The 16,973-nt window shown below is 65.6% G+C and carries 20 protein-coding genes, 5 pseudogenes and 1 other annotated feature; of the genes and pseudogenes, 16 read left to right on the plus strand and 9 right to left on the minus strand.

Annotated elements, in window-relative coordinates:
- Positions 1 to 333: 333 nt before the first annotated feature.
- Complete coding sequence (locus tag LH62_RS25770) at positions 334 to 738, plus strand: PRC-barrel domain-containing protein (RefSeq protein ID WP_082012921.1); 405 nt, start codon at positions 334 to 336, stop codon at positions 736 to 738.
- A 137-nt stretch (positions 739 to 875) separates the two neighbouring features.
- Positions 876 to 1,382 (plus strand): hypothetical protein, encoded by a 507-nt coding sequence (locus LH62_RS25775; RefSeq protein WP_043366662.1) that lies wholly within the window; start codon positions 876 to 878, stop codon positions 1,380 to 1,382.
- A gap of 79 nt (positions 1,383 to 1,461) precedes the next feature.
- Here LH62_RS25775 and LH62_RS25780 read toward each other — a convergent pair whose 3' ends face one another.
- The 4 genes from LH62_RS25780 to LH62_RS25795 all read right to left on the minus strand — a co-directional run bounded on the left by LH62_RS25780 (position 1,462) and on the right by LH62_RS25795 (position 3,791).
- On the minus strand, positions 1,462 to 1,941 hold the full coding sequence (locus tag LH62_RS25780) for a hypothetical protein (protein WP_201445657.1): 480 nt from the start codon (positions 1,939 to 1,941) through the stop codon (positions 1,462 to 1,464).
- Positions 1,938 to 2,351: a hypothetical protein gene (locus LH62_RS25785; protein ID WP_052215073.1), complete on the minus strand. Its 414-nt coding sequence runs from the start codon at positions 2,349 to 2,351 to the stop codon at positions 1,938 to 1,940. The genes LH62_RS25780 and LH62_RS25785 overlap by 4 nt, the downstream gene beginning before the upstream one ends.
- A 157-nt stretch (positions 2,352 to 2,508) precedes the next feature.
- Positions 2,509 to 3,027 (minus strand): hypothetical protein, encoded by a 519-nt coding sequence (locus LH62_RS25790; protein ID WP_201445658.1) that lies wholly within the window; start codon positions 3,025 to 3,027, stop codon positions 2,509 to 2,511.
- A gap of 230 nt (positions 3,028 to 3,257) precedes the next feature.
- Positions 3,258 to 3,791, minus strand: coding sequence for a hypothetical protein (locus LH62_RS25795; RefSeq protein WP_043366664.1), 534 nt, complete (start codon positions 3,789 to 3,791; stop codon positions 3,258 to 3,260).
- 214 nt (positions 3,792 to 4,005) lie between these two features.
- On the opposite strand from LH62_RS25795, the gene LH62_RS25800 reads away from it, so the two are divergent.
- A complete protein-coding gene (locus tag LH62_RS25800; protein WP_144404698.1) occupies positions 4,006 to 4,599 on the plus strand; it encodes a hypothetical protein in 594 nt (197 codons plus the stop codon).
- Between the two features lie 388 nt (positions 4,600 to 4,987).
- Positions 4,988 to 5,890, plus strand: coding sequence for an IS5 family transposase (locus LH62_RS25805; RefSeq protein WP_201445659.1), 903 nt, complete (start codon positions 4,988 to 4,990; stop codon positions 5,888 to 5,890).
- 14 nt (positions 5,891 to 5,904) lie between these two features.
- Here LH62_RS25805 and LH62_RS25810 read toward each other — a convergent pair whose 3' ends face one another.
- Positions 5,905 to 6,174, minus strand: coding sequence for a hypothetical protein (locus LH62_RS25810; protein ID WP_160299894.1), 270 nt, complete (start codon positions 6,172 to 6,174; stop codon positions 5,905 to 5,907).
- Positions 6,175 to 6,221: 47 nt separating this feature from the next.
- Between LH62_RS25810 and LH62_RS25815 the strand changes: the two genes are divergently transcribed.
- Positions 6,222 to 6,932, plus strand: a complete 711-nt coding sequence (locus tag LH62_RS25815) for an IS6 family transposase (protein ID WP_043366669.1) — start codon at positions 6,222 to 6,224, stop codon at positions 6,930 to 6,932.
- Between the two features lie 101 nt (positions 6,933 to 7,033).
- Here the strand turns inward: LH62_RS25815 and LH62_RS32475 are convergent, their stop codons facing one another.
- Positions 7,034 to 7,159 carry a hypothetical protein gene (locus LH62_RS32475; protein WP_255360032.1) on the minus strand — a complete coding sequence of 42 codons (126 nt, stop codon included), beginning with the start codon at positions 7,157 to 7,159 and terminating at the stop codon, positions 7,034 to 7,036.
- A gap of 387 nt (positions 7,160 to 7,546) precedes the next feature.
- Positions 7,547 to 8,854: pseudogene (locus tag LH62_RS25820) on the minus strand (IS701 family transposase).
- A 163-nt stretch (positions 8,855 to 9,017) separates the two neighbouring features.
- Between LH62_RS25820 and LH62_RS25825 the strand changes: the two are divergent.
- A pseudogene (locus LH62_RS25825) lies at positions 9,018 to 9,173 on the plus strand (IS6 family transposase); the annotation flags it as partial.
- 98 nt (positions 9,174 to 9,271) lie between these two features.
- A pseudogene (locus tag LH62_RS25835) lies at positions 9,272 to 10,083 on the plus strand (IS3 family transposase); the annotation flags it as partial.
- Positions 9,499 to 9,615, plus strand: a sequence feature (AL1L pseudoknot). (Overlaps the previous pseudogene by 117 nt.)
- A gap of 85 nt (positions 10,084 to 10,168) precedes the next feature.
- Here LH62_RS25835 and LH62_RS30625 read toward each other — a convergent pair.
- Both LH62_RS30625 and LH62_RS25840 read right to left on the minus strand, forming a co-directional pair.
- Positions 10,169 to 10,282 (minus strand): annotated as a pseudogene (locus LH62_RS30625) (transposase); the annotation flags it as partial.
- Between the two features lie 55 nt (positions 10,283 to 10,337).
- Positions 10,338 to 10,992: pseudogene (locus LH62_RS25840) on the minus strand (IS6 family transposase).
- 1,051 nt (positions 10,993 to 12,043) lie between these two features.
- Between LH62_RS25840 and LH62_RS25845 the strand changes: the two are divergent.
- The 9 genes from LH62_RS25845 to LH62_RS25885 all read left to right on the plus strand — a co-directional run bounded on the left by LH62_RS25845 (position 12,044) and on the right by LH62_RS25885 (position 16,515).
- Entirely contained in the window at positions 12,044 to 12,313 is a 270-nt protein-coding gene (locus LH62_RS25845; protein WP_043366672.1) for a hypothetical protein, read from the plus strand.
- Positions 12,314 to 12,516: 203 nt separating this feature from the next.
- Entirely contained in the window at positions 12,517 to 12,930 is a 414-nt protein-coding gene (locus LH62_RS25850) for a hypothetical protein (RefSeq protein WP_043366673.1), read from the plus strand.
- Between the two features lie 36 nt (positions 12,931 to 12,966).
- Positions 12,967 to 13,578, plus strand: coding sequence for a TrfB-related DNA-binding protein (locus tag LH62_RS25855; RefSeq protein ID WP_043366675.1), 612 nt, complete (start codon positions 12,967 to 12,969; stop codon positions 13,576 to 13,578).
- Between the two features lie 106 nt (positions 13,579 to 13,684).
- The gene (locus tag LH62_RS25860) at positions 13,685 to 14,008 is read left to right on the plus strand and encodes a hypothetical protein (protein WP_043366676.1); all 324 of its coding nucleotides are present in this window, start codon (positions 13,685 to 13,687) and stop codon (positions 14,006 to 14,008) included.
- A 102-nt stretch (positions 14,009 to 14,110) separates the two neighbouring features.
- Positions 14,111 to 14,551, plus strand: a complete 441-nt coding sequence (locus LH62_RS25865) for a hypothetical protein (protein WP_043366678.1) — start codon at positions 14,111 to 14,113, stop codon at positions 14,549 to 14,551.
- A gap of 107 nt (positions 14,552 to 14,658) precedes the next feature.
- Positions 14,659 to 15,150 (plus strand): hypothetical protein, encoded by a 492-nt coding sequence (locus LH62_RS25870; RefSeq protein ID WP_144404700.1) that lies wholly within the window; start codon positions 14,659 to 14,661, stop codon positions 15,148 to 15,150.
- A gap of 98 nt (positions 15,151 to 15,248) precedes the next feature.
- On the plus strand, positions 15,249 to 15,707 hold the full coding sequence (locus LH62_RS30630) for a hypothetical protein (protein ID WP_144404701.1): 459 nt from the start codon (positions 15,249 to 15,251) through the stop codon (positions 15,705 to 15,707).
- Between the two features lie 110 nt (positions 15,708 to 15,817).
- Positions 15,818 to 16,087 (plus strand): hypothetical protein, encoded by a 270-nt coding sequence (locus LH62_RS25880; protein ID WP_043366684.1) that lies wholly within the window; start codon positions 15,818 to 15,820, stop codon positions 16,085 to 16,087.
- A 110-nt stretch (positions 16,088 to 16,197) separates the two neighbouring features.
- A complete protein-coding gene (locus LH62_RS25885) occupies positions 16,198 to 16,515 on the plus strand; it encodes a hypothetical protein (RefSeq protein ID WP_043366686.1) in 318 nt (105 codons plus the stop codon).
- Positions 16,516 to 16,973 lie beyond the last annotated feature (458 nt).

Genomic DNA, 16,973 nt, shown 5'->3' on the forward strand with positions numbered 1-16,973 from the left:
GAGCAACGCCAAACTCTCGGTCTGGTGTCGTTGCTTCCGCCTTTGTCAACGAAGGGACGACCGCTCAAGTGGCGCTGGCGCCTGATGGCAACCCCGTTGCAGCACGATCGGCTGCGTGTTTTCTCACGTTCAAGCCGAGCGGCCACAGTTCGAGCCTGTGGATCGTTGAGCAGGTGTTAACCCTCACGGCAGCCTACCTGACGATGCCCAATCAGGCGACCAATGCACCAAGGTCACCACTCGTGACACGCCACGTTATCAGGTCGCGGTCGCCCTGCATTGGCAACTCAGCGATGCTTGGTAGAATGCAGTAAGCAGCCAACGGAGACGGTAATGTCAGAAAGCAATGAAGGCGGCACCACAGGCGGCGAAGGTGTTGCCATAAACGAAACAGATCGACTGATTTCTTCCGACAAGGTCGAAGGCACGCCTGTCTATAGTCGTTCCGGTGATAGCCTTGGTTCGATCTATACGCTAATGATCGATAAGCTTTCCGGCCAGGTTTCTTACGTCGTCATGAGCTTTGGCGGTATCCTTGGGATCGGTGAACGCTACCATCCCTTGCCATGGAAGACCTTGACCTACGACACAGACTTGAGCGGCTATGTGGCGAATATCTCGCGCGAGCAGTTGGAAGCGGCACCGAACTATGGCCGCGACGAGACCCCGTGGACCGAGCCGGGTTATGGCCGCAGCGTCTATGACTATTACGGCATGGCCTATCCTGGCATCATGTGACCATGGCGAGGCACCGCCTCCCGGTTGGACCGCAACGTCATCGGACGGTGACATAACTACAAAGTCGCGGTCCTAAGCAGCACGCATGGTGCGCTTGGCAGCGTCTGCTCGACGCCAGCCGGAATGAGGAGCGCACCATGGCCTATGTTTTGAAAGCCGCGGCTATTGCAGCGATTTTTGCAGCTGCCGTTGGCGACACCGCCGCGCAGGCGCAGAGCGCGAAGCTCGAAATGAATCAGGTCCCGCCACACATCGCTGCGGCGGCGCGGGCTGCCGGCGGCTTTGATCAGATTACCGAAGCCGGCGTTGAGATCGAGGCCGGGCGAATGATTTTCGAGCTCAAGGGGCGAAGCCGGGACGGTCGCGTGCGCGAAGTGGATGTCCTAATGTCCGGCGAGATCGAGGAGATCGAGGAGGAAATCCAGCAGAACGACGTGCCGCCGCCGGTGATGCAAGCCGTGCAGCAGTGGATGGCAAACTTCAGGCCGACCAAGATCGAGCGGAGCGAGCGTCCAGTGCCAGGCGGCAACGGCGCAACCTTCATGGTCTATGAATTCGAAGGTCAGCACGGCGGCATGGATGTGGATGTCGAAGTGTCGGCGGACGGTAGCCGCTTGATGATTGTGGACGACACCAAAGGCTGACCGATGGTGTACGGATGGGCAAAATGCCCATCCGTACGAGACGGAGCTTAGTGGCTCCGCGTTAGGCGCAGCGGGGTCGTCAAGCGAGATCGAGGTCAACCCAGATCGCCGCATGATCAGAGCCGACATCGCGCTCATCCTCATGCTCTGGGAAGACATCCCAACGCTTCGGACGCACACCAGACCACATTGTCCGACGTTCAACGCCGCCCCCAGTGACCTTGTCAAAAAGGGCTGGGGAGAGAAGAAGGTAGTCGATCTTGTTCCTCTTGCCGCAGGACCCGAAGGTGCCGGGAAAGCCGCCGTCGTCGAAGGCAGGATGCAAGAAGGCGTCGCGTAGGTCGGTCGCTCCGAGGAGCGGGGCCAGCGGTGCGCTGTCGGGCGTATCATTCAGGTCGTCGATGACCGCGACATGTTCAGCGCCGTTGGCAGTCAGGTCACGGTAGATTTCCGCAACACGTGTGGCCTGAGCAAGGCGGCGCGCATTCGAGATACGCTGAGACCCACCCTTGCTTTTGAAGTGGCTGACCAGATCGGCTGTGGGCCGCCACCCGCTCACGGAGCAGGTCCCGGTGCCGTACAGCACCCGCACCCAGGCTCCGTGCCGCTCCAGCACCGCCACACCAGGTCACCCTCGACCAGGTAGGGCGTGCGCGGCGCTGGTGCACCAGCAGAGGGACGGAGTGCGGCCCGGTCCATCTGGACCAAGGCGACGTCGAGCCAGCCCTCGCCCGGGCGGTCGAGCAGGGCGCGGTAGGGCTCGCGCACCATGCTGCCCGTCGTCATCAGGCAGCCGCCATGGTCCTCGCGCAGCGTCAGGGACACCTGGGCATCCTCGAAGGAGATGTTGCCGGCGATCGGCTCCTCGTCGGGATACCGGGTTTCAACGACGCCGCGCCCGCTCCGCAGTTTGCCGCGCAGGAGGAACCAGCAAGTGAACTGCGGCGCGGCGTCTGTGCCGTTCCCCATGCGCCCCTCCGAGAAGACACCACTCACCGCATCGCCCCGGACCGCGAGGGTAAGGCTGCCATACTGGCCGAGGCCGACGCCTGCCCCTGCGCGGCGGCCGGCAAGGTGAATGTGGCAACCACCGCGATAAGGAGAGCTACGTGTGGGAGAGCAAGCTTCACAGATTGCGTTCCAGGAGCTGGGTCAACGCCTGCGTACGGTCCTGCACATCGGCGGTGTTGGAGTAGGGGCGCCAGTTGATGTCCAGTGTGCCGCCCTGGAAGGACAGGCCGTTGGGATAGTTCGAGGCCGGCGCCGTCTTCTCGTCGAAGCGAATGTGGATGCGCTGCAGCTTCGCGCGCAGCGCGTCCCGGCCCATGGCATCCGCGGTGATGCTTTTCAGGGACGCGGTCAGCGGCTCGAAGATCGTCTTCCCGAAGTAGTCATCGCGCGCGTAGTAAGCCGCATCCCCGGGCAGGGTCAGCTGATCCCACTCCACCTCCACCGGCACGGGGAAGCCGGCGGCCTGCTGGATGCCCGTCTCGATGGCCGGGTACTTCTCCGCGCGGTAGGCAGCGATTGCCCGACGCTCCGCCAGGCCGATCGTGCCCTGCGCGCGGAGGCGTGCGGACGCGAGGATCCCGGTGAAGGAAAGAGTGGCGGCAAGGCCGAAGATGCTGCGCCGCGTGACCATCATATTCTCCCGATCTGCTTCTGGAATGGAGCGTCCCACATCCATCGGGGCAAGCGGCCCGTCCGTGACGTTTGCGCGAGACTTCAGATGGTGCTGACCGCTGGTACCGCCTCCCGCCCCTCCCCGCAGCTGCTCCGAAGTGTCGGCGCCACGGCCAACCCGTTGCTAGCGTGCACCTCTCCGACAAGTAGGCCAAGCGAGCTCGTCGCATCGGCGGAGAACGAAGCCACCGGTCAGTCGGTGGTGGCGGGATTTCGTGTTGGCACAGCGTCCACACGTCCGTCCGGCGCGATGCGCCAAGCGAAGCGCTCCGCCTCCGCCCCGCTCGCCGGGGTCCAGCGGCTGACCTGCAGCATGCCCTCGCGCGCGTCCCAGGACGAACCCTTGTCCGACTCGATGGTCAGCCAGCAGGAATCGATGCGCAGCGCCACCGCTTCGCGCGGACGGGGGCGCAGGCGGTTGATGCGAAGGATTCTCTCCTCCCCAGCGCCGCACATTCCAGTCGGCATCCTGGGCCGCGAGGCATAGGTCGCCAGAAAGATGAGGGCCACGCCGAACCGCTCACCGACCAACTCGGCCTGTTGCAGGGCACACCCGGTGCAGGGACCATCGCGCGTGAGCGGTACGGTGCGGCCTTCGGGCAGACGCGCCACCGCACGGTCACCGCGCTGCTTCAGCGCCAGGCCTGGCCGACCCTTGACAGGGATCTGGCCTGCTTCGGCCGAAGCGGCGAGGAGCACGACGAGGACGCCGAGGATTGATCGCATAGCGGGTTCCATCGCCTATGCCCCGCGGAAAGCGGCATGACCCGTACAGTAGGGTAGTTCAAGACCGGTGATGTCGGCGGCGTCGGCTGCACATGCCCAGCTGGTAACGTCCAGTCGTAATCATTTCCCTCATCGCTTGATCGTGCTCACCAGCTTGCTTTTCCCAACCAAAGCACCGGTCCACAGTTACCGCTGTGTCTACTCGAGGAATCGCATGCTTCGCATCCTAGCCACGACGGCTATCCTGGCAGTCGTCTCGCTGCCGGCCGTTGCACAACCTGCCAACATGCGACCTACCCGCGACGTTACCGTCACCTACCAAATGACCGGCCTGGCGGGTGTGCCGCCCCAGGACATGCGCATGGCATTTTCGCCCAGCACCGGCAAACAACGTATCGACCCACCTGGTGGCGTGGGCTGGATGCTGATTGACCGGCAGGCCAACTCCGCCGTCATGGTCATGGATGCTCAGCGTGCCACCATGGCCATGCCGCCCAGCACCGTTGCGGCGATGACGCAAGATGTTCCGGCCGGCGCCACCTTCACCCGCAAGGGCACCGCCACGGTTGCTGGCACGACCTGCACCGAGTGGGACATGGCGGCCGGCGAAGCGCGAGGCACTTCGTGCATCACCGACGATGGTGTGCTGCTGCGCACAGTTTCCACGGCACCAAACGGCGCTGTTGTGAGGATGGAAGCCACGCAGATCACCTATGGCCCGGTGGAGGCGGCCAAGCTGACCGTGCCGCCTGGCTACACGGCCATGCAGGCACCTGCAGGCGTACCGGGCGCAGCGGCGCCGCGCTAAGCGAAGCTCAATGACGTCGCACTGGTAAGCTATCACCGCGATCGTCAAGGCCATCGGCCGGATTTTCACGAATGACGGACCTGCGTGGATCGATAAGCGCGTCAGAGCCTTAAATGCCAAGAGTCCCGTGACCTCGGGCTGAGGCCATGGAGCTCTTGGTCAGCGAATACCATGCCGATCGCCTCTCATCTGCGTGCGACGCCCGGCCATCCTGCTGAAATCGTTGAGCCGCCCGGTCCGCCGCAAGGCCACCGGAAGCGGCTATCGACATTCCGGTATGGGAGGCTTCAAGAGCCCGGTTAAGAGTCTGAACGCGAAATAAGCCGGGCGCTTCGGCGGCTTCGATACGTAGGGCAGTGCGTCGGCATCGCCTCACCATGTTGGGCCGATGTCTCGCACCAGCCTACGCAGCAATGTCGACCTGCCTCCGCCTTCGGCTCGCCGTGTTCCCCGACCCAGCCGTGGCGACGGCTGGAACGCCCTGACCGACATCGAAGTCTTCGTCTTCGCGGTCGAGGCGGAACTGGAGGCCATGGACCGCGAGCGGGTCGGCGTGCATCGCCGCGGCCGTAAGCCGGACCTGACGCTGCGGCGGCGCCTGATCGGGCTGATCTGGACCCTGACCTTCGGCGGCCTGCAGTGGCGCATCGCCGGCTGGCTCTCTGGTGTTCCCTTCACCACCCTGCACAGCAGCTTCGCGCGCTGGACCCGCCTGGGCCTGTGGCGACGGCTGGGCCAACGTCTCGCGCTCGATTGGCGACTGGCCTGCGGCGACGAGGTGCTGCCCTCGGCAGTGGTGGCCGACAGCCGCTCCCTGCGGTCAGCCCCAACCGCCTGGGTACGCGGCATCGATGGTAGCAAGCTGGTCAAAGGCGTGAAGCTGTTCGCGGTCTGCGACAAGCATGGATCGCTGCTCGATCTCGAACTGCAGCCGGCCAACACAGACGACCGCGCGGGCGTTCTGCCGATGCTGCCGCGGCTGGCCGCGCTCGGCTTCGAAGGTGACCTACTCGGCGATAGTGGCTTCAAAGGCGCGCCCTTCGCCGCGGCAGCGCTCGAGCATGACATCCATGTCTCGGTCTCGCCCGGCGGCACGCGCGACGGGCGCTTCCTGCCGAACGGGATCAGATGGGTTGTGGAGCGGTTGTTCGCCTGGCTCAGCCGCTACCGGCGGCTCAATATCGTGTACGACCGCGCCGCGGATCTCTTTGCCGGGCACATCTGGAATGCGATGATCTCCATCATCGCATGCCGTCTCGTCGCCCAAACCCAGGCGCAGCAAGGAGTTTAATCGCGTACAGCTTCTTAAGGGCGTGCCAACCGCTTTGCCACCGAGCAACCCAGGTTGTCGATCAAGATGCCCGCCCGCTGCACCTCGACCAGGTCACGGCTGTTGAGCAGCGCATCAACGGCCCGGTCGCAAGCTTTGATTTTCTCGCTGGCGGTGGGGGAGGGCTCGGCTTGGATGACGAAAATCATCAGTAAGAACGCGGGGACGAACACGAACGGGAAGATGCCGTGGGAATGCCACAGCCACCTCCACCCCCGAAAGATCTGAGCCACTGGCATTGGCAACTTGATGGCTCCTGGCACCGCCGAGGGGAACGGGCCAGGATGGCGGGATGACGTCCGAGCCTGCGACCTACCCTGGTTACCGCTTCCCGGCCGCGATCATCAGCTACGCCGTCTGGCTCTACCATGTCTTCGGCTTGAGCCTGCGCGAGGTGGAGCTGATCCTGGCCGAGCGCGGCATCGGCGTCACCCACGAGAGCATCAGGCAGTGGTGCCGCAAGTTCGGCGCCGACTTTGCCCGCAAGCTCCGTCAGCGCAGACCGAAACCGGGCGACACCTGGCATTTTGATGAGGTGTTCCTGAAAATCGGCGGCGAGCTGCACTATCTCTGGCGCGCGATGGACCAGCACGGCGTCGTGCTCGACATTCTGGTGCATGACCGCCGGAATGCCACGGCGGCGAAGCGCTTTTTCAAGCGCCTGCTTGTCGGCCTGAAGTACATCCCGCGGCGCCTCGTCACCGACGGCCTGCGCAGCTATGGGGTGGCGCACCGTGAGGTGCTGCCCGAGGTGAAGCATCGAACCAGTCGGTACCTGAACAATCGCGCTGAGAACTCGCACCGGCCAACGCGGCGCCGAGAGCGGCAGATGCAGCGGTTCAAGTCGTCCGAGCAGACGCAGCGCTTCCTGTCGTGCCACTCGATGATCTACGGCCACTTCCGTCCACGGCGGCATCTGATGACCGCTGATCAATATCGTCGTGCTTGTGCTCAAGCCTTCCAGGTGTGGCGGGAGGAAACGCGCGTCCAGACCGCAGCGTGAAAGAGACGATAGCCATGGCCGTGCTCGGCGCGAGCGTCGGCTCAACAACCTGACAATGCCCGCAGGGCTTATCGTGCGCGGCATCCGGCCGCCTGCGGCGGTCAGGCCTTCGGCTGTCGCGTCAGATCCCGGATCGTCTTGGCCGACAGCACGGCCATGCCGCCCAAGGCGGTGCCTGCACTGAAATGCAGGGCGGCAAGGACCGGCAGGTAGAGCAGCGCGATCATGAGCGAGCCTTTCCCCTTAAGGCGCCGACCACAAGCGCCGCGCTGGCCAAGCCCGCGCCGAAGGCGACGCCGCCGGCCACGGATAGCATCACCACAAGCCCGGTGACGATGCCGGGTGGCGAGAGCAAGCGGACCATGAGCGATCTCCATCCAAATCAGCTCATAGATGGCGGGACGCGGCCATCCTGTAAGTAGTCCGACCTCACCTTGGCCAAAGACCGCCGCGGCGGCACAGCTAGAGGCTGTTATGAACCGCGGATAAGTTATTGAGACTCAAGGCTTTTCTGACCCAATCTCTTGAGCAAAAGCTGAACGAAATCAGTGGGTTGGGTTGAGGTCCATAACAGCCTCTAGCACTACCTGGGCAGTCTGAAGTCAGGTGGGGGCCTAAGCTTGCGCCGGCGGTGCGGACATCGGATAGGGGTGACGAGGTCGGCGAACAGCCGCGTCATGATGGCGCGACGCACTGCTGGCAGGCTCGGCGATGGTGGCGGTCCCGGAACCTGACCTGGCATTTTTCCCCGGCCCCGCCGAGCGCTGCCCGGCGAGGCGGAGGTGCTGCAGCCAAGCAAAGGCGATGCAGGTCATCAGCGCGTGTCGGTGCAGCCCAGTCCAGGACCGCCCTTCGAAGTGGCCCAAGCCCAGCTCTTGCTTCAGCTGCTGGTGAGCCTGCTCGCAAACCCAACGCGCCTTGATGGCTGCGGCCAGGGCGCGGAGCGAGGTTCGGGGTGGCAGGTTGGAGAGGTAGTACTTGCGCTCGCCGCTCGAGCGCCACTCGCCCACCAGCCAGACCTCGTCGCCCGGCAAGTGCCGGTTGTTGGCCCAGACCGCGCCATCGCCGACCCGCACGCGCGCAGCCGCGAACTGGGCAGCGAGTGGGCCCTTGGTGCCGTGCCGCCAGGTCACCCGGCGCCGGGGCAGCCCAGCCAGCACCGCCTCCGTGTCCCGGGGCTCCTAGTCCGGCACCAAGCGCCGTTTGCGTCCGCCGGGCGGGACCAGCCGGACGTCGGCACCGTAGACCTTCTGGTTGGGCAGGATGCCCACCGCCCAGGTCAGGCCCCGCTCGCTCAAGCCGGCCCGGAACGCCGCGCTCGCGCCATAGCCCGCATCCGCCAGCACCATGCCGAACCGCACCCGGGCGACAAGTAGCCGGTCCAACTCGGCCAGTGCGATCTCGCCCTTGCTGCGGGCCACCACCTCCGCCTCCGGCACGCCAGCCGCTGTGCAGCGCTCTCGGTCGCCGACCCACTTCTCCGGCAAGAACAGCCGCAGCCCCACGGGCACCGGCACTTCCCTACCGGCCAGCGTCAGCGAGACCAGCGCCTGGCAGTTCGCCCGCTTGCCCAGCTGGCCGCAGTATTGCCGCTCCACCCCGACCGAGAGCGTGCCCTTCTTCGGCAGCGCCGTGTCGTCGATCACCAGCGCCGACTTCGCCCCACCCACCAGCCGATCCGCTTGCCCCGCCAGCACCCGCCAGAGCGGGGCGTCGTCCCAAGCCGGGCTGGCGATGAAGTGCTGCAGCTGGTCATGCCCGCTCAGCCCCAGGCGCGCCGCCATCGGCTGCAGGCTCTTGCGTTCGCTCGGACCCAGCAGCCCGCGCAGGTAGAGCGGCGCCCAAAGCCGCCGCTTCTTATGCCCGAGCGCGGCCAGGAACGGCTCCAGCCAGCTGTCCAGATCCGACATCGTGAGGCCCATCGCACGCCTCCCTAAACCAAGCCGTCTCAGCCCAGCTCAGACAACGCAAGTCAGCCAAAACAGTGCCCAGGTAGTGCTAGGTCGGGCATGGCTTGGCGGGCTGGGGGCCTTGCCAACTTTGTGGTCTGTGGCCGGAATGAAGTGGCTGGGGCATGCTGGCGGTATGACGTCCGAGTTCGCCACCTATCCCGGATACCGCTTCCCGATTGAGATCATCAGCCACGCGATCTGGCTGTACCACGTCTTCGGCCTGAGTTTCCGGGACGTTGAACTGCTCCTGGCCGAGCGGGGCATCGCGGTCACCCACGAGATGAACCGCCCCGGGTTTGCCGGAGGCCCCAACCGTTGAGAGGATGGGGCAATGACCAAGAGACGTCGAACCGATATTCGCCTGAAGTCCGGCAGCGTGCGGTGCGGATGGTGCTGGACCATGGAGGCGACCACGCCTCTCAGTGGGCCGCGATTGGGTCGATCGCGGCCAAGATCGGCTGCACGGCGGAGACGCTGCGGAAGTGGGTGCGGCAGGCCGAGCGCGATGCGGGCCAGAGGTCTGGCGCATCGACGGAGGAGCGAGAGCGCATCAAGGGGCTGGAGCGCGAGGTCCGCGAGCTACGGCAGGCCAATGAGATCTTACGCAAGGTTTCGGCGTATTTTGCGATGGCGGAGCTCGACCGCCGGTCGAAGCCATGATCGCCTTCATCGACGCTCACCGCGAGGTCTACGGTGTCGAGCCGATCTGCAGGGTGCTGCGGATCGCTCCGTCGACCTACCATGCCTATGTCGCGCAGCGTGCTGATCCGACGCGGGCCTCGCCTCGCGCTCGGTAGGACCTGGTGCTCATGGCGCAGATCCGGCGGGTGCATGCGGCCAACTTCGGAGTCTACGGCGCCCGCAAGGTCTGGCGGCAGCTGGGCCGGGATGGCACCGTGGTAGCCCGCTGCACGGTGGAACGCCTGATGCGGCGGATGGGGCTCCGTGGCGTTGTCCGCCGCAAAGAGACCAGCACCACGATCGCCGACAAGGCCTCGCCTTGCCCAGCGGACAAGGTGAAGCGCCAGTTCCGGGCGCCGCACTCGAACGCCCTGTGGGTGTCGGATTTCACCTACGTGGCGACCTGGCAGGGCTTCGTGTATGTGGCTTTCGTCATCGACGTGTTCGCCCGCTGCATCGTTGGCTGGCGGGTGTCGAGGACGGCACATGCGGACTTCGTCCTCGATGCCCTTGAGCAGAGGGACTGTCAGGAATTCTGTGTAGGGCCGCGATGATCAGGTGATGGCAAAGCGGTCCTCGAAGAGGATGGCGAACTGGGCCTTGGCGGCGGTCCTTGTAGGAGACGTAGTCCAGCGAGGTGCGCAGCAGGTGGACAATACAGGCCTGCACCTGGGTCCGCGGGAACACGGCGGCGATCGCCTCGGGGAAGCCCTTCAGGCGGTTGTGTTGCAAAGTTTGGGATGGATTGCGAATAGCCCTGACAGGCCCCGGATCAGGCGGCGACCTGGAACAATTTGGCGACGAAGGTGGCTTGGGTCCGCATGTCTCGACCACCAACCTTTCGTACCTGCCCCTTCCTGATCATCGCCATCGCCTCGTAGCCTGCCAGTGTTCGCCGTGCCGTGTGGAAACCACCGAAGCCAAGCCCTGGTATGACCAGGCGTTTCAAGCGCCGGTGGTCTTGTTCCACAATGTTATTGAGGTACTTACATTGTCGTAGCCGCAAGCGTCGCCACAGCTCGGTGTCCGCCTTCATCTGCTCGACAGCGCAGGGATAGGCCGGGTTTCTGTCCACCGTGATGGTGCGCGGGTTCACCGTATGCGGCTGCCCAAGAGCCTTGCGGAAGAAGCGCTTTGCAGCCTCGGAATCCCGCTTGGCTGAGAGCAGAAAGTCGATCGTCTGGCCGCGGCTGTCCACTGCGCGATACAGGTACAAAGGTTTCATCCACGTGCCAGCGTCGGCCGCGGGCGCCGCCCTTGCCGTGCCGGCGTCGACGGAGCTCGTCGGCCAGCACCGATGCGAGCTTCGCCTCCCAGTCACGGACGGCTTCGTGGCTGAAGATGATGCCGCGCTGGAGAAACATCTCGGCCAGATCCCGCAGGGTCAGGCGGTAGCGCAGCCGCCATAGAACTACCAGCGCAATCACGTCGGACGGGTCTGGGCGTGGTTCAGCACGCCACCACTGCGCTCATTGTACTGCTTGCCGCAGTCTCGGCAGCGGAACCGACGGTAGCCCCGGGCGGTGCGCTGCGGCCGCTCCGTCATAGCAGCGGAGCTGCAGGCCACGCAGTCCATTTTCGGCTCCCATTCCGCTGACCCAGGAGCCTACCAGCCCCACGCCGGCCCGCCAAACGGACCTTCTGGCGCGAGATCTGACAAAACCCAGCCGAGCGCCAGCTTGGTACCTGCGATCGGCTGGCGGCGCTGATCTCCGACCCACGCGACCCGCTAAATTCCGGCCCAAGCCGCAGCGAGCTTGGACCTTCGGTTGCGCTGTAGGCTGACCACAGCATTCGAAAATCACGTTTCCGACAACGATGCAGCATTTTTGTCGCATTCAAAACATGAAATAGAATGCAAACACGAAGACTTGCGGAATTTGAAATCGCTCCGGAGATAAATATTGGAGATAAGTCCTATTTTTGGGTTTAGAGTCTCTAAGCTTCGCAAAGGCTTAATCAAAGCACGTATCAGCAGCTTAATTCCCCGCTGCACAATACTTTTCCGCTAGGCGCTAGCACATGTCGATAGGTCGGATTTAACGATTTCGCGCCAAGTATGGTTTCGCATCTTGATGCATTGGTGTGCTGTCCTTACTTTTCGCTACCCCCTGCTGTTTCGGAATTGTCGGGTTGCCGGGAGGCTGCGGCCGAGGTGCAGCCTCGCTGCCGGCACCCTGCGGGGCGCCTGGCGTCCGCCTGATGCCGCGAGGCTGCCAGATACATGCGTTGATATGCAATGGGAGTCTGCCGAGCGGCGTCAGCCGGATCTCGAAGTCAGTCCCCGTCACCCCCGGTGCGCCGGATCCGGTGCACCGCCATGGGAGCGATCAGCCTAGCACTCGCTGGCCGTCTCTCGCACGCCCAATCGACCGGCGGCGCCAGCCGCCTGCTTCCGTCAGCCCAGTCCATCCGCCCAGGTGACCCGACCTCCGGCCAGCCTGGCGCAGCCCCTTCCCCCAGCCCGAGACATCACCGATGCCCCACCCGAAAGACCCGACCGACCCGACCGACCCGACCACCGCGCTCCGCGAGGCCCACGCCCGCGCCATCCGCCATACCGGCCAGACGGCTGACATGGCCGAGCAGTGGGAGACCGTCCTCGGCCGCCACGCCGCCGCCGGCAACCTGTTCGCGCGCGCCCTGCTGGGGTTCGCGCGCTGGGCGCTGCGTCTGCATGAAGGGCACGAGGCCGAACTCCGCGCCGCGGCGCGAAAGACCTACGCGGTGCCAGCTCGCCGGGTCTGACCCGAGCTTGGACTCTGCTCACGCCAGGGCGCACCGCCGCATCGTGGATGCATGTCGCCGACCGGCTTCTTTCTGGAAAGTCGTCGAGCGGCGACACCCGACCAATCCCCGCACCGATGAGGCGAGCTCGCCGGACTTCGGGAGGCTGCGAATGGCCGGTACCGCCCCGCAAACCACCCCCATTTTGGAAACCACGCCAGCCAATGTCCGCCCAACACCCTGCCGCCACCGCCGACCTGGGCGATCCCGAAGCGGTTAACCCCGACGAACTGCTGCGCATCGCAGGCCGGATGATCGCCAACATCGACGTGCCCGCCAGGACCGCGCCGACACCCGAGGCAATCGCCGCCGCCATCGAGGCGTCCAAGCTCACCGCCGGCTCCGCCGCCATCGCCCGCGACGTCCTGATCGAGGGGCTCGACCATGACCTGGCGAAGCTCCGCCATGAAATCAGCTGGCCCGACCTCAAGCGCATCCTCGACAGCGTCGAGACCGCGGCGCGAATCCCGCCGGGCTGGGAGCGGGTCGAGCTCTACCTGCCGGCGGGCATCGCCGCCGAGGTCGAGCAGCTCGGCCGCCAAGCCGCGCGGGTTTTCGCCTGGATCGGCGAGGCCTGATCCTCCACACCTCGCCATCCGGAGTTCCCCCCCACCATGCCTGCCCGCTCATCCCCCTCCCGCCCGCCGCCGCCGCAATCCGAGGCGCCGCTCCGCGATGCCGCCGGGCTGATCGCCGACGTTGCCCCGCCCGCCACCGCCGAGCTCACGCCCGAGGCGATCGAGGCCGCGCTCGGCCGCGTCAAGCTGACCAAGCGCACCACCACAATCGCCCGCGAGGTCCTGATCGACGGCCTCGACCTCGAAACGGCGATGACGCGCCATGCGATCAAGCGCCCGGCGCTGCGGGTCATCCTCGACCTGGTGACGACCGAGGCGCGCACGCCGCCCGGCTGGCGCCGCGTCGAGCTGTGGCTACCCAATGAGGTCGCCAACCAAGTTGAGGATCTCGGCCGCCACGCCATCGGGCTGCCGCCAAAGATCCGCACCACCCGCGGCACTTGGCGCGCCGCCGACCGGACGATCGACTACGACGCCGCCGCGCTGGCCGAGCAGGTCAAAGCGAAGATGCGGGCCCGCAGCCTGACCTACCGGGCCCTCGCCGCCACGATCGGCCTGTCGAACAGCCAAGTGTGGCGGGTGAAGGATGGCGATCCGGTCGCCGACGACGCAGTCCTCCGGGTCCGCGCCTGGCTCGAGAAGGCCTGACCCGACACCCGCCCGGCTCCATTCGCGCCACCCAGTGACAGGGTTCGAGAACCCGAGCCGATTCGCACGCCCGCAAGGCGGCGATCCGGCCAGCACGGAGATCTGCATGCCGAGCCCTATCGTCCTCATCGATCCCCTCGCCACCACCACGGCGTTCAGCGAGGCGGTCCTGCACTATGCCTTGGCCACCGGCGTCGGCCTGCGCTGCCTGATGAGCAGCCTCGACGCCTGGACCGCCGATACCCCGGCCACGTCTCGCGGCGGCTCGGGCCCCTCCCACCGCCTCACCGCCTGGGCTCGCGCCGCGGGCCGCCCCCTCGCCCACACCGCCGTCGCCGCGGTCCTCGCCGGGATCATCGTCGCGTCCCTCGCCCCGCAGCTGCCGCCCCTGGCGGCCGGGATCGTCGCCGACCTGCCACTGACGGCCTGACCCCCGACCTCGCCGTTCGCGCAACCGGACGGCAGGCTGGCCCTGCTCCCGGCCCGGTCCCGCAATGCCGCGAACCGCTGGTCCTGGAGCCCGGATAGCCCCATGCCCGTGTCCGTCGACGCACTCCAAGCCGCACCTGATCTGGCCGTCATGGTCGCCACTGGCACCTTATTCGCTGGCTTCCTGGCCCGCCTGGTGCTGGACCTCCGAGAACTTTGGAAATCGAGGCTGAGACGAGTCCACCGCCCATTAGCGTCGACCGCCGTCGCTCTGCTCCTCGCTTTTGCCCTGAATGTCCCAGCGGTCCTCGCCTTGCGGTACCTCCTCACCGGCGGCGTCGCGATGCTCACATGGATGCATCCCATGGCCCGTGAAACCGTCGTCCAATCCATGGTGGAAACGGCGATCGCCGCTGGCGTCGGCGCCGGATTGTGTTTCACCGTTGTTGTGGGCAGCTGGTACCAGGGGCGTGGCTGCATGCTGACCAGTCGGCTACTGAGGCGGCTCTTCCGATCGCCCCGCCACCCCAGCGGTATCAACTAGTTCCTTCACCCGGCTCGCCGTTCGCGCAAGCGGACGGCAGGCTGGCCCGGCCACCGGCCCGGCCAGCAGTCCCGCTGATCGATGGTCCGGCGAGCTAGGACCTCCCCATGTCTGCAACCGCCCCTATCAATCCTGGCCTCGTTCTCGACACTTTCACGATGGTTGCCGGGAGTATGGCGCTTTTCGCGGCCCTCGGCGTCCAAACTGTCCGCCTACTTCGAGTGGCCATCGCCGAGCGCCGCAAGCAGGAATATGCCCGCGATAGACAATCCAACCATTGGCTGACGCTGGCCCTCACAGTCATTGTCGGCTTGCTGGTACTGCCCCTGGGCATGGTCATCGCCGTGTCAAAGCTCCGGACCTGGGCCGCTGATCTCTATGCCCACGGTGATCTCTATGGCCATTTCTCAACCACCACCACCGCCTATGATCCGGCACTCCAACTCATCTCTTATCAGCTGACGATGACGGCCACCGCGGTCGGCCTTTACCTCGGTTCCCTCTACCTCATTCGAACCGGCGGTGAACTCGCCACCAAAGCCGCCATCGACGGCTACCGGATTTCCACCAAGCTTCGGTGGGACCGCGCCAACCGGTAACTGCTCGCCGTTCGCGCAAACGGGCGGCAGGCTGTCTCGGCTACCGGCCCAGTTCCGCATCTCTGCGGGGCCAGGACCGGCAGGCCAGGAGCCAATTCATGTCCTTTCCCGCCACAATCAACACCGCCGAAGCACTCATCGCCATCGCCAACACCGCAAGCGTCGCCGCGGTGTTCGGTGCCGTCGGCTTGTCGATCGAGCGAGCCATCAGTTGCTGGCGGTGGAGTTCCAACACCGCCAGCCCGGCATCGTCTTCCCCCCGCGACAACGGCATCCGCCTATCCTGTCATCTTGCCTGCGCTGCGCTCGCCCTGGTGATTGGCGACGTCATCGTAGACCCAAAACTGCTGTATGCTCTCGCCACCGTCACAGTCGTTAATCTCGACGCCTTCGTCCCGGCCCTCCCCCCAGCACGCAGTTTCGTCGTGCCCGTGATAACGATCCTCCTTGGTGCTTACGGCCTAGGCTTGCTCCTCTCCAACGTCACCCGATGGGCAGGCGACGCACTAACCCGGATCGTCGGCAAGACCCGAGATCGCGGCGTCGCCGCGCGTTAGCCGCTAACCTGCCGCAGCGCCAGAGGCCGTTCGCGCGGTCTGGCCTTAGCCTCCGGCCCGGGACGATCCCCCGCCATCCCGGCGAGGACCGCCCGACCGGAGGCTTTTTCATGCTTACCTTTCGCGCCCTGCCCAACAGCGATCGTTCGGCCATGCAGCGGCACTTCCTCGACATCCAGACGCTCGACCGGATCGAGCCGCCGGCATCCCTCGACCCTCACACCGCGCTCGTTACTTCTTCGGCGCTAGTCCCCGTCGCATCACTGCCGAACCGCCCCGGTACGACCGCAGACCGTCCACGACTTCCCCACAACACGGTGATGTCGAAGCTGATCTGGGACGACACCGCATCCTTGTCCGACCCCAAAAGCCTGAGCTAAACTACTGAGATCAGGACGCATTCTGTCCCTCTCCCCCGTCTCAAACCGACCCCGCCCAGGGCCCTCTGCCTGGGCCTTTGGGATTCGCATCACAGAACGGAAAACGCCCCATGCCCGCCGATCCCCACCGCCACACCCACATCACCCTGCCGGTCGGACCAACTGCCGGCGACCATGCACCCAGGACCTCGACCACGGTGCTGGCGCGCCACATGCGGCGCCTCATCCTCGACGCCCTTCATGCCGCGTCGGTCACCGCCGCCATCGACCAGACTGTCTCCCTGCCGATGAGCGCCAGCCTCTCCGTCGTCTCGGACACCACCGATCGCGACCGCCGCAAACTCCTGGCACTGGCCGATCCGACCCCAGCCTCGGACATCGTCTGGCTCACCCTCACCCACCATTCCACGCAAAGGACTTCGCTATGACCACCAAGACCACCAGCAACAAGGCCCCGATCGTCGAGATCACCTGGCGCGACGAGAACTACGGCTCGGTCTATGCCGTCGCCGTCTTCCGCAATTACGCCGGCAGCTTCGACTAGAGCGCCAAGACCCAGCAGCGCTTTCGCGGCTGCCTGAAGCGCGCCGGCTTCGAGTTCCATTTAGGCCGGGCCAGCTTCATCGCCACCCAGGGCACCCGCGACGAACGCCGGCTGGCCCTCTGCACCGAGCTGGCCAAGCCCGGCTTCACGATCAGCCGCGGGGACGTCCGCCCGGGCGTGACGGCCGCCGTCGCACCAGCCGAAGCGCTCGCCGCCTAACCAGGCCATCACGGTCGGCGAATCCCCCTTCGCCGTTCGCGCGGATCGCATCCAGTCTCCGAGGGCGGCGGACCTCCCGTCAGCACGGTCGACGGCATCCCATCGCCACACCGTCGTTCCGGC

The organism is Belnapia sp. F-4-1, from assembly GCF_000802185.1.
GTDB lineage: Bacteria > Pseudomonadota > Alphaproteobacteria > Acetobacterales > Acetobacteraceae > Belnapia.

Bases quoted from the DNA above. Each gene is read 5' to 3' on its own strand.
- LH62_RS25775 (WP_043366662.1), top strand. From the start codon at position 876: ATGGCCTATGTTTTGAAAGCCGCGGCTATTGCAGCGATTTTTGCAGCT.
- LH62_RS25805 (WP_201445659.1), top strand. From the start codon at position 4,988: ATGTCTCGCACCAGCCTACGCAGCAATGTCGACCTGCCTCCGCCTTCG.
- LH62_RS25860 (WP_043366676.1), top strand. From the start codon at position 13,685: ATGCCGAGCCCTATCGTCCTCATCGATCCCCTCGCCACCACCACGGCG.
- LH62_RS25770 (WP_082012921.1), top strand. From the start codon at position 334: ATGTCAGAAAGCAATGAAGGCGGCACCACAGGCGGCGAAGGTGTTGCC.
- LH62_RS25845 (WP_043366672.1), top strand. From the start codon at position 12,044: ATGCCCCACCCGAAAGACCCGACCGACCCGACCGACCCGACCACCGCG.
- LH62_RS25800 (WP_144404698.1), top strand. From the start codon at position 4,006: ATGCTTCGCATCCTAGCCACGACGGCTATCCTGGCAGTCGTCTCGCTG.
- LH62_RS30630 (WP_144404701.1), top strand. From the start codon at position 15,249: ATGTCCTTTCCCGCCACAATCAACACCGCCGAAGCACTCATCGCCATC.
- LH62_RS25785 (WP_052215073.1), bottom strand. From the start codon at position 2,351: ATGGGGAACGGCACAGACGCCGCGCCGCAGTTCACTTGCTGGTTCCTC.
- LH62_RS25850 (WP_043366673.1), top strand. From the start codon at position 12,517: ATGTCCGCCCAACACCCTGCCGCCACCGCCGACCTGGGCGATCCCGAA.
- LH62_RS25870 (WP_144404700.1), top strand. From the start codon at position 14,659: ATGTCTGCAACCGCCCCTATCAATCCTGGCCTCGTTCTCGACACTTTC.
- LH62_RS25885 (WP_043366686.1), top strand. From the start codon at position 16,198: ATGCCCGCCGATCCCCACCGCCACACCCACATCACCCTGCCGGTCGGA.
- LH62_RS25790 (WP_201445658.1), bottom strand. From the start codon at position 3,027: ATGATGGTCACGCGGCGCAGCATCTTCGGCCTTGCCGCCACTCTTTCC.
- LH62_RS25855 (WP_043366675.1), top strand. From the start codon at position 12,967: ATGCCTGCCCGCTCATCCCCCTCCCGCCCGCCGCCGCCGCAATCCGAG.
- LH62_RS25865 (WP_043366678.1), top strand. From the start codon at position 14,111: ATGCCCGTGTCCGTCGACGCACTCCAAGCCGCACCTGATCTGGCCGTC.
- LH62_RS32475 (WP_255360032.1), bottom strand. From the start codon at position 7,159: ATGATCGCGCTGCTCTACCTGCCGGTCCTTGCCGCCCTGCATTTCAGT.
- LH62_RS25815 (WP_043366669.1), top strand. From the start codon at position 6,222: ATGACGTCCGAGCCTGCGACCTACCCTGGTTACCGCTTCCCGGCCGCG.
- LH62_RS25880 (WP_043366684.1), top strand. From the start codon at position 15,818: ATGCTTACCTTTCGCGCCCTGCCCAACAGCGATCGTTCGGCCATGCAG.
- LH62_RS25795 (WP_043366664.1), bottom strand. From the start codon at position 3,791: ATGCGATCAATCCTCGGCGTCCTCGTCGTGCTCCTCGCCGCTTCGGCC.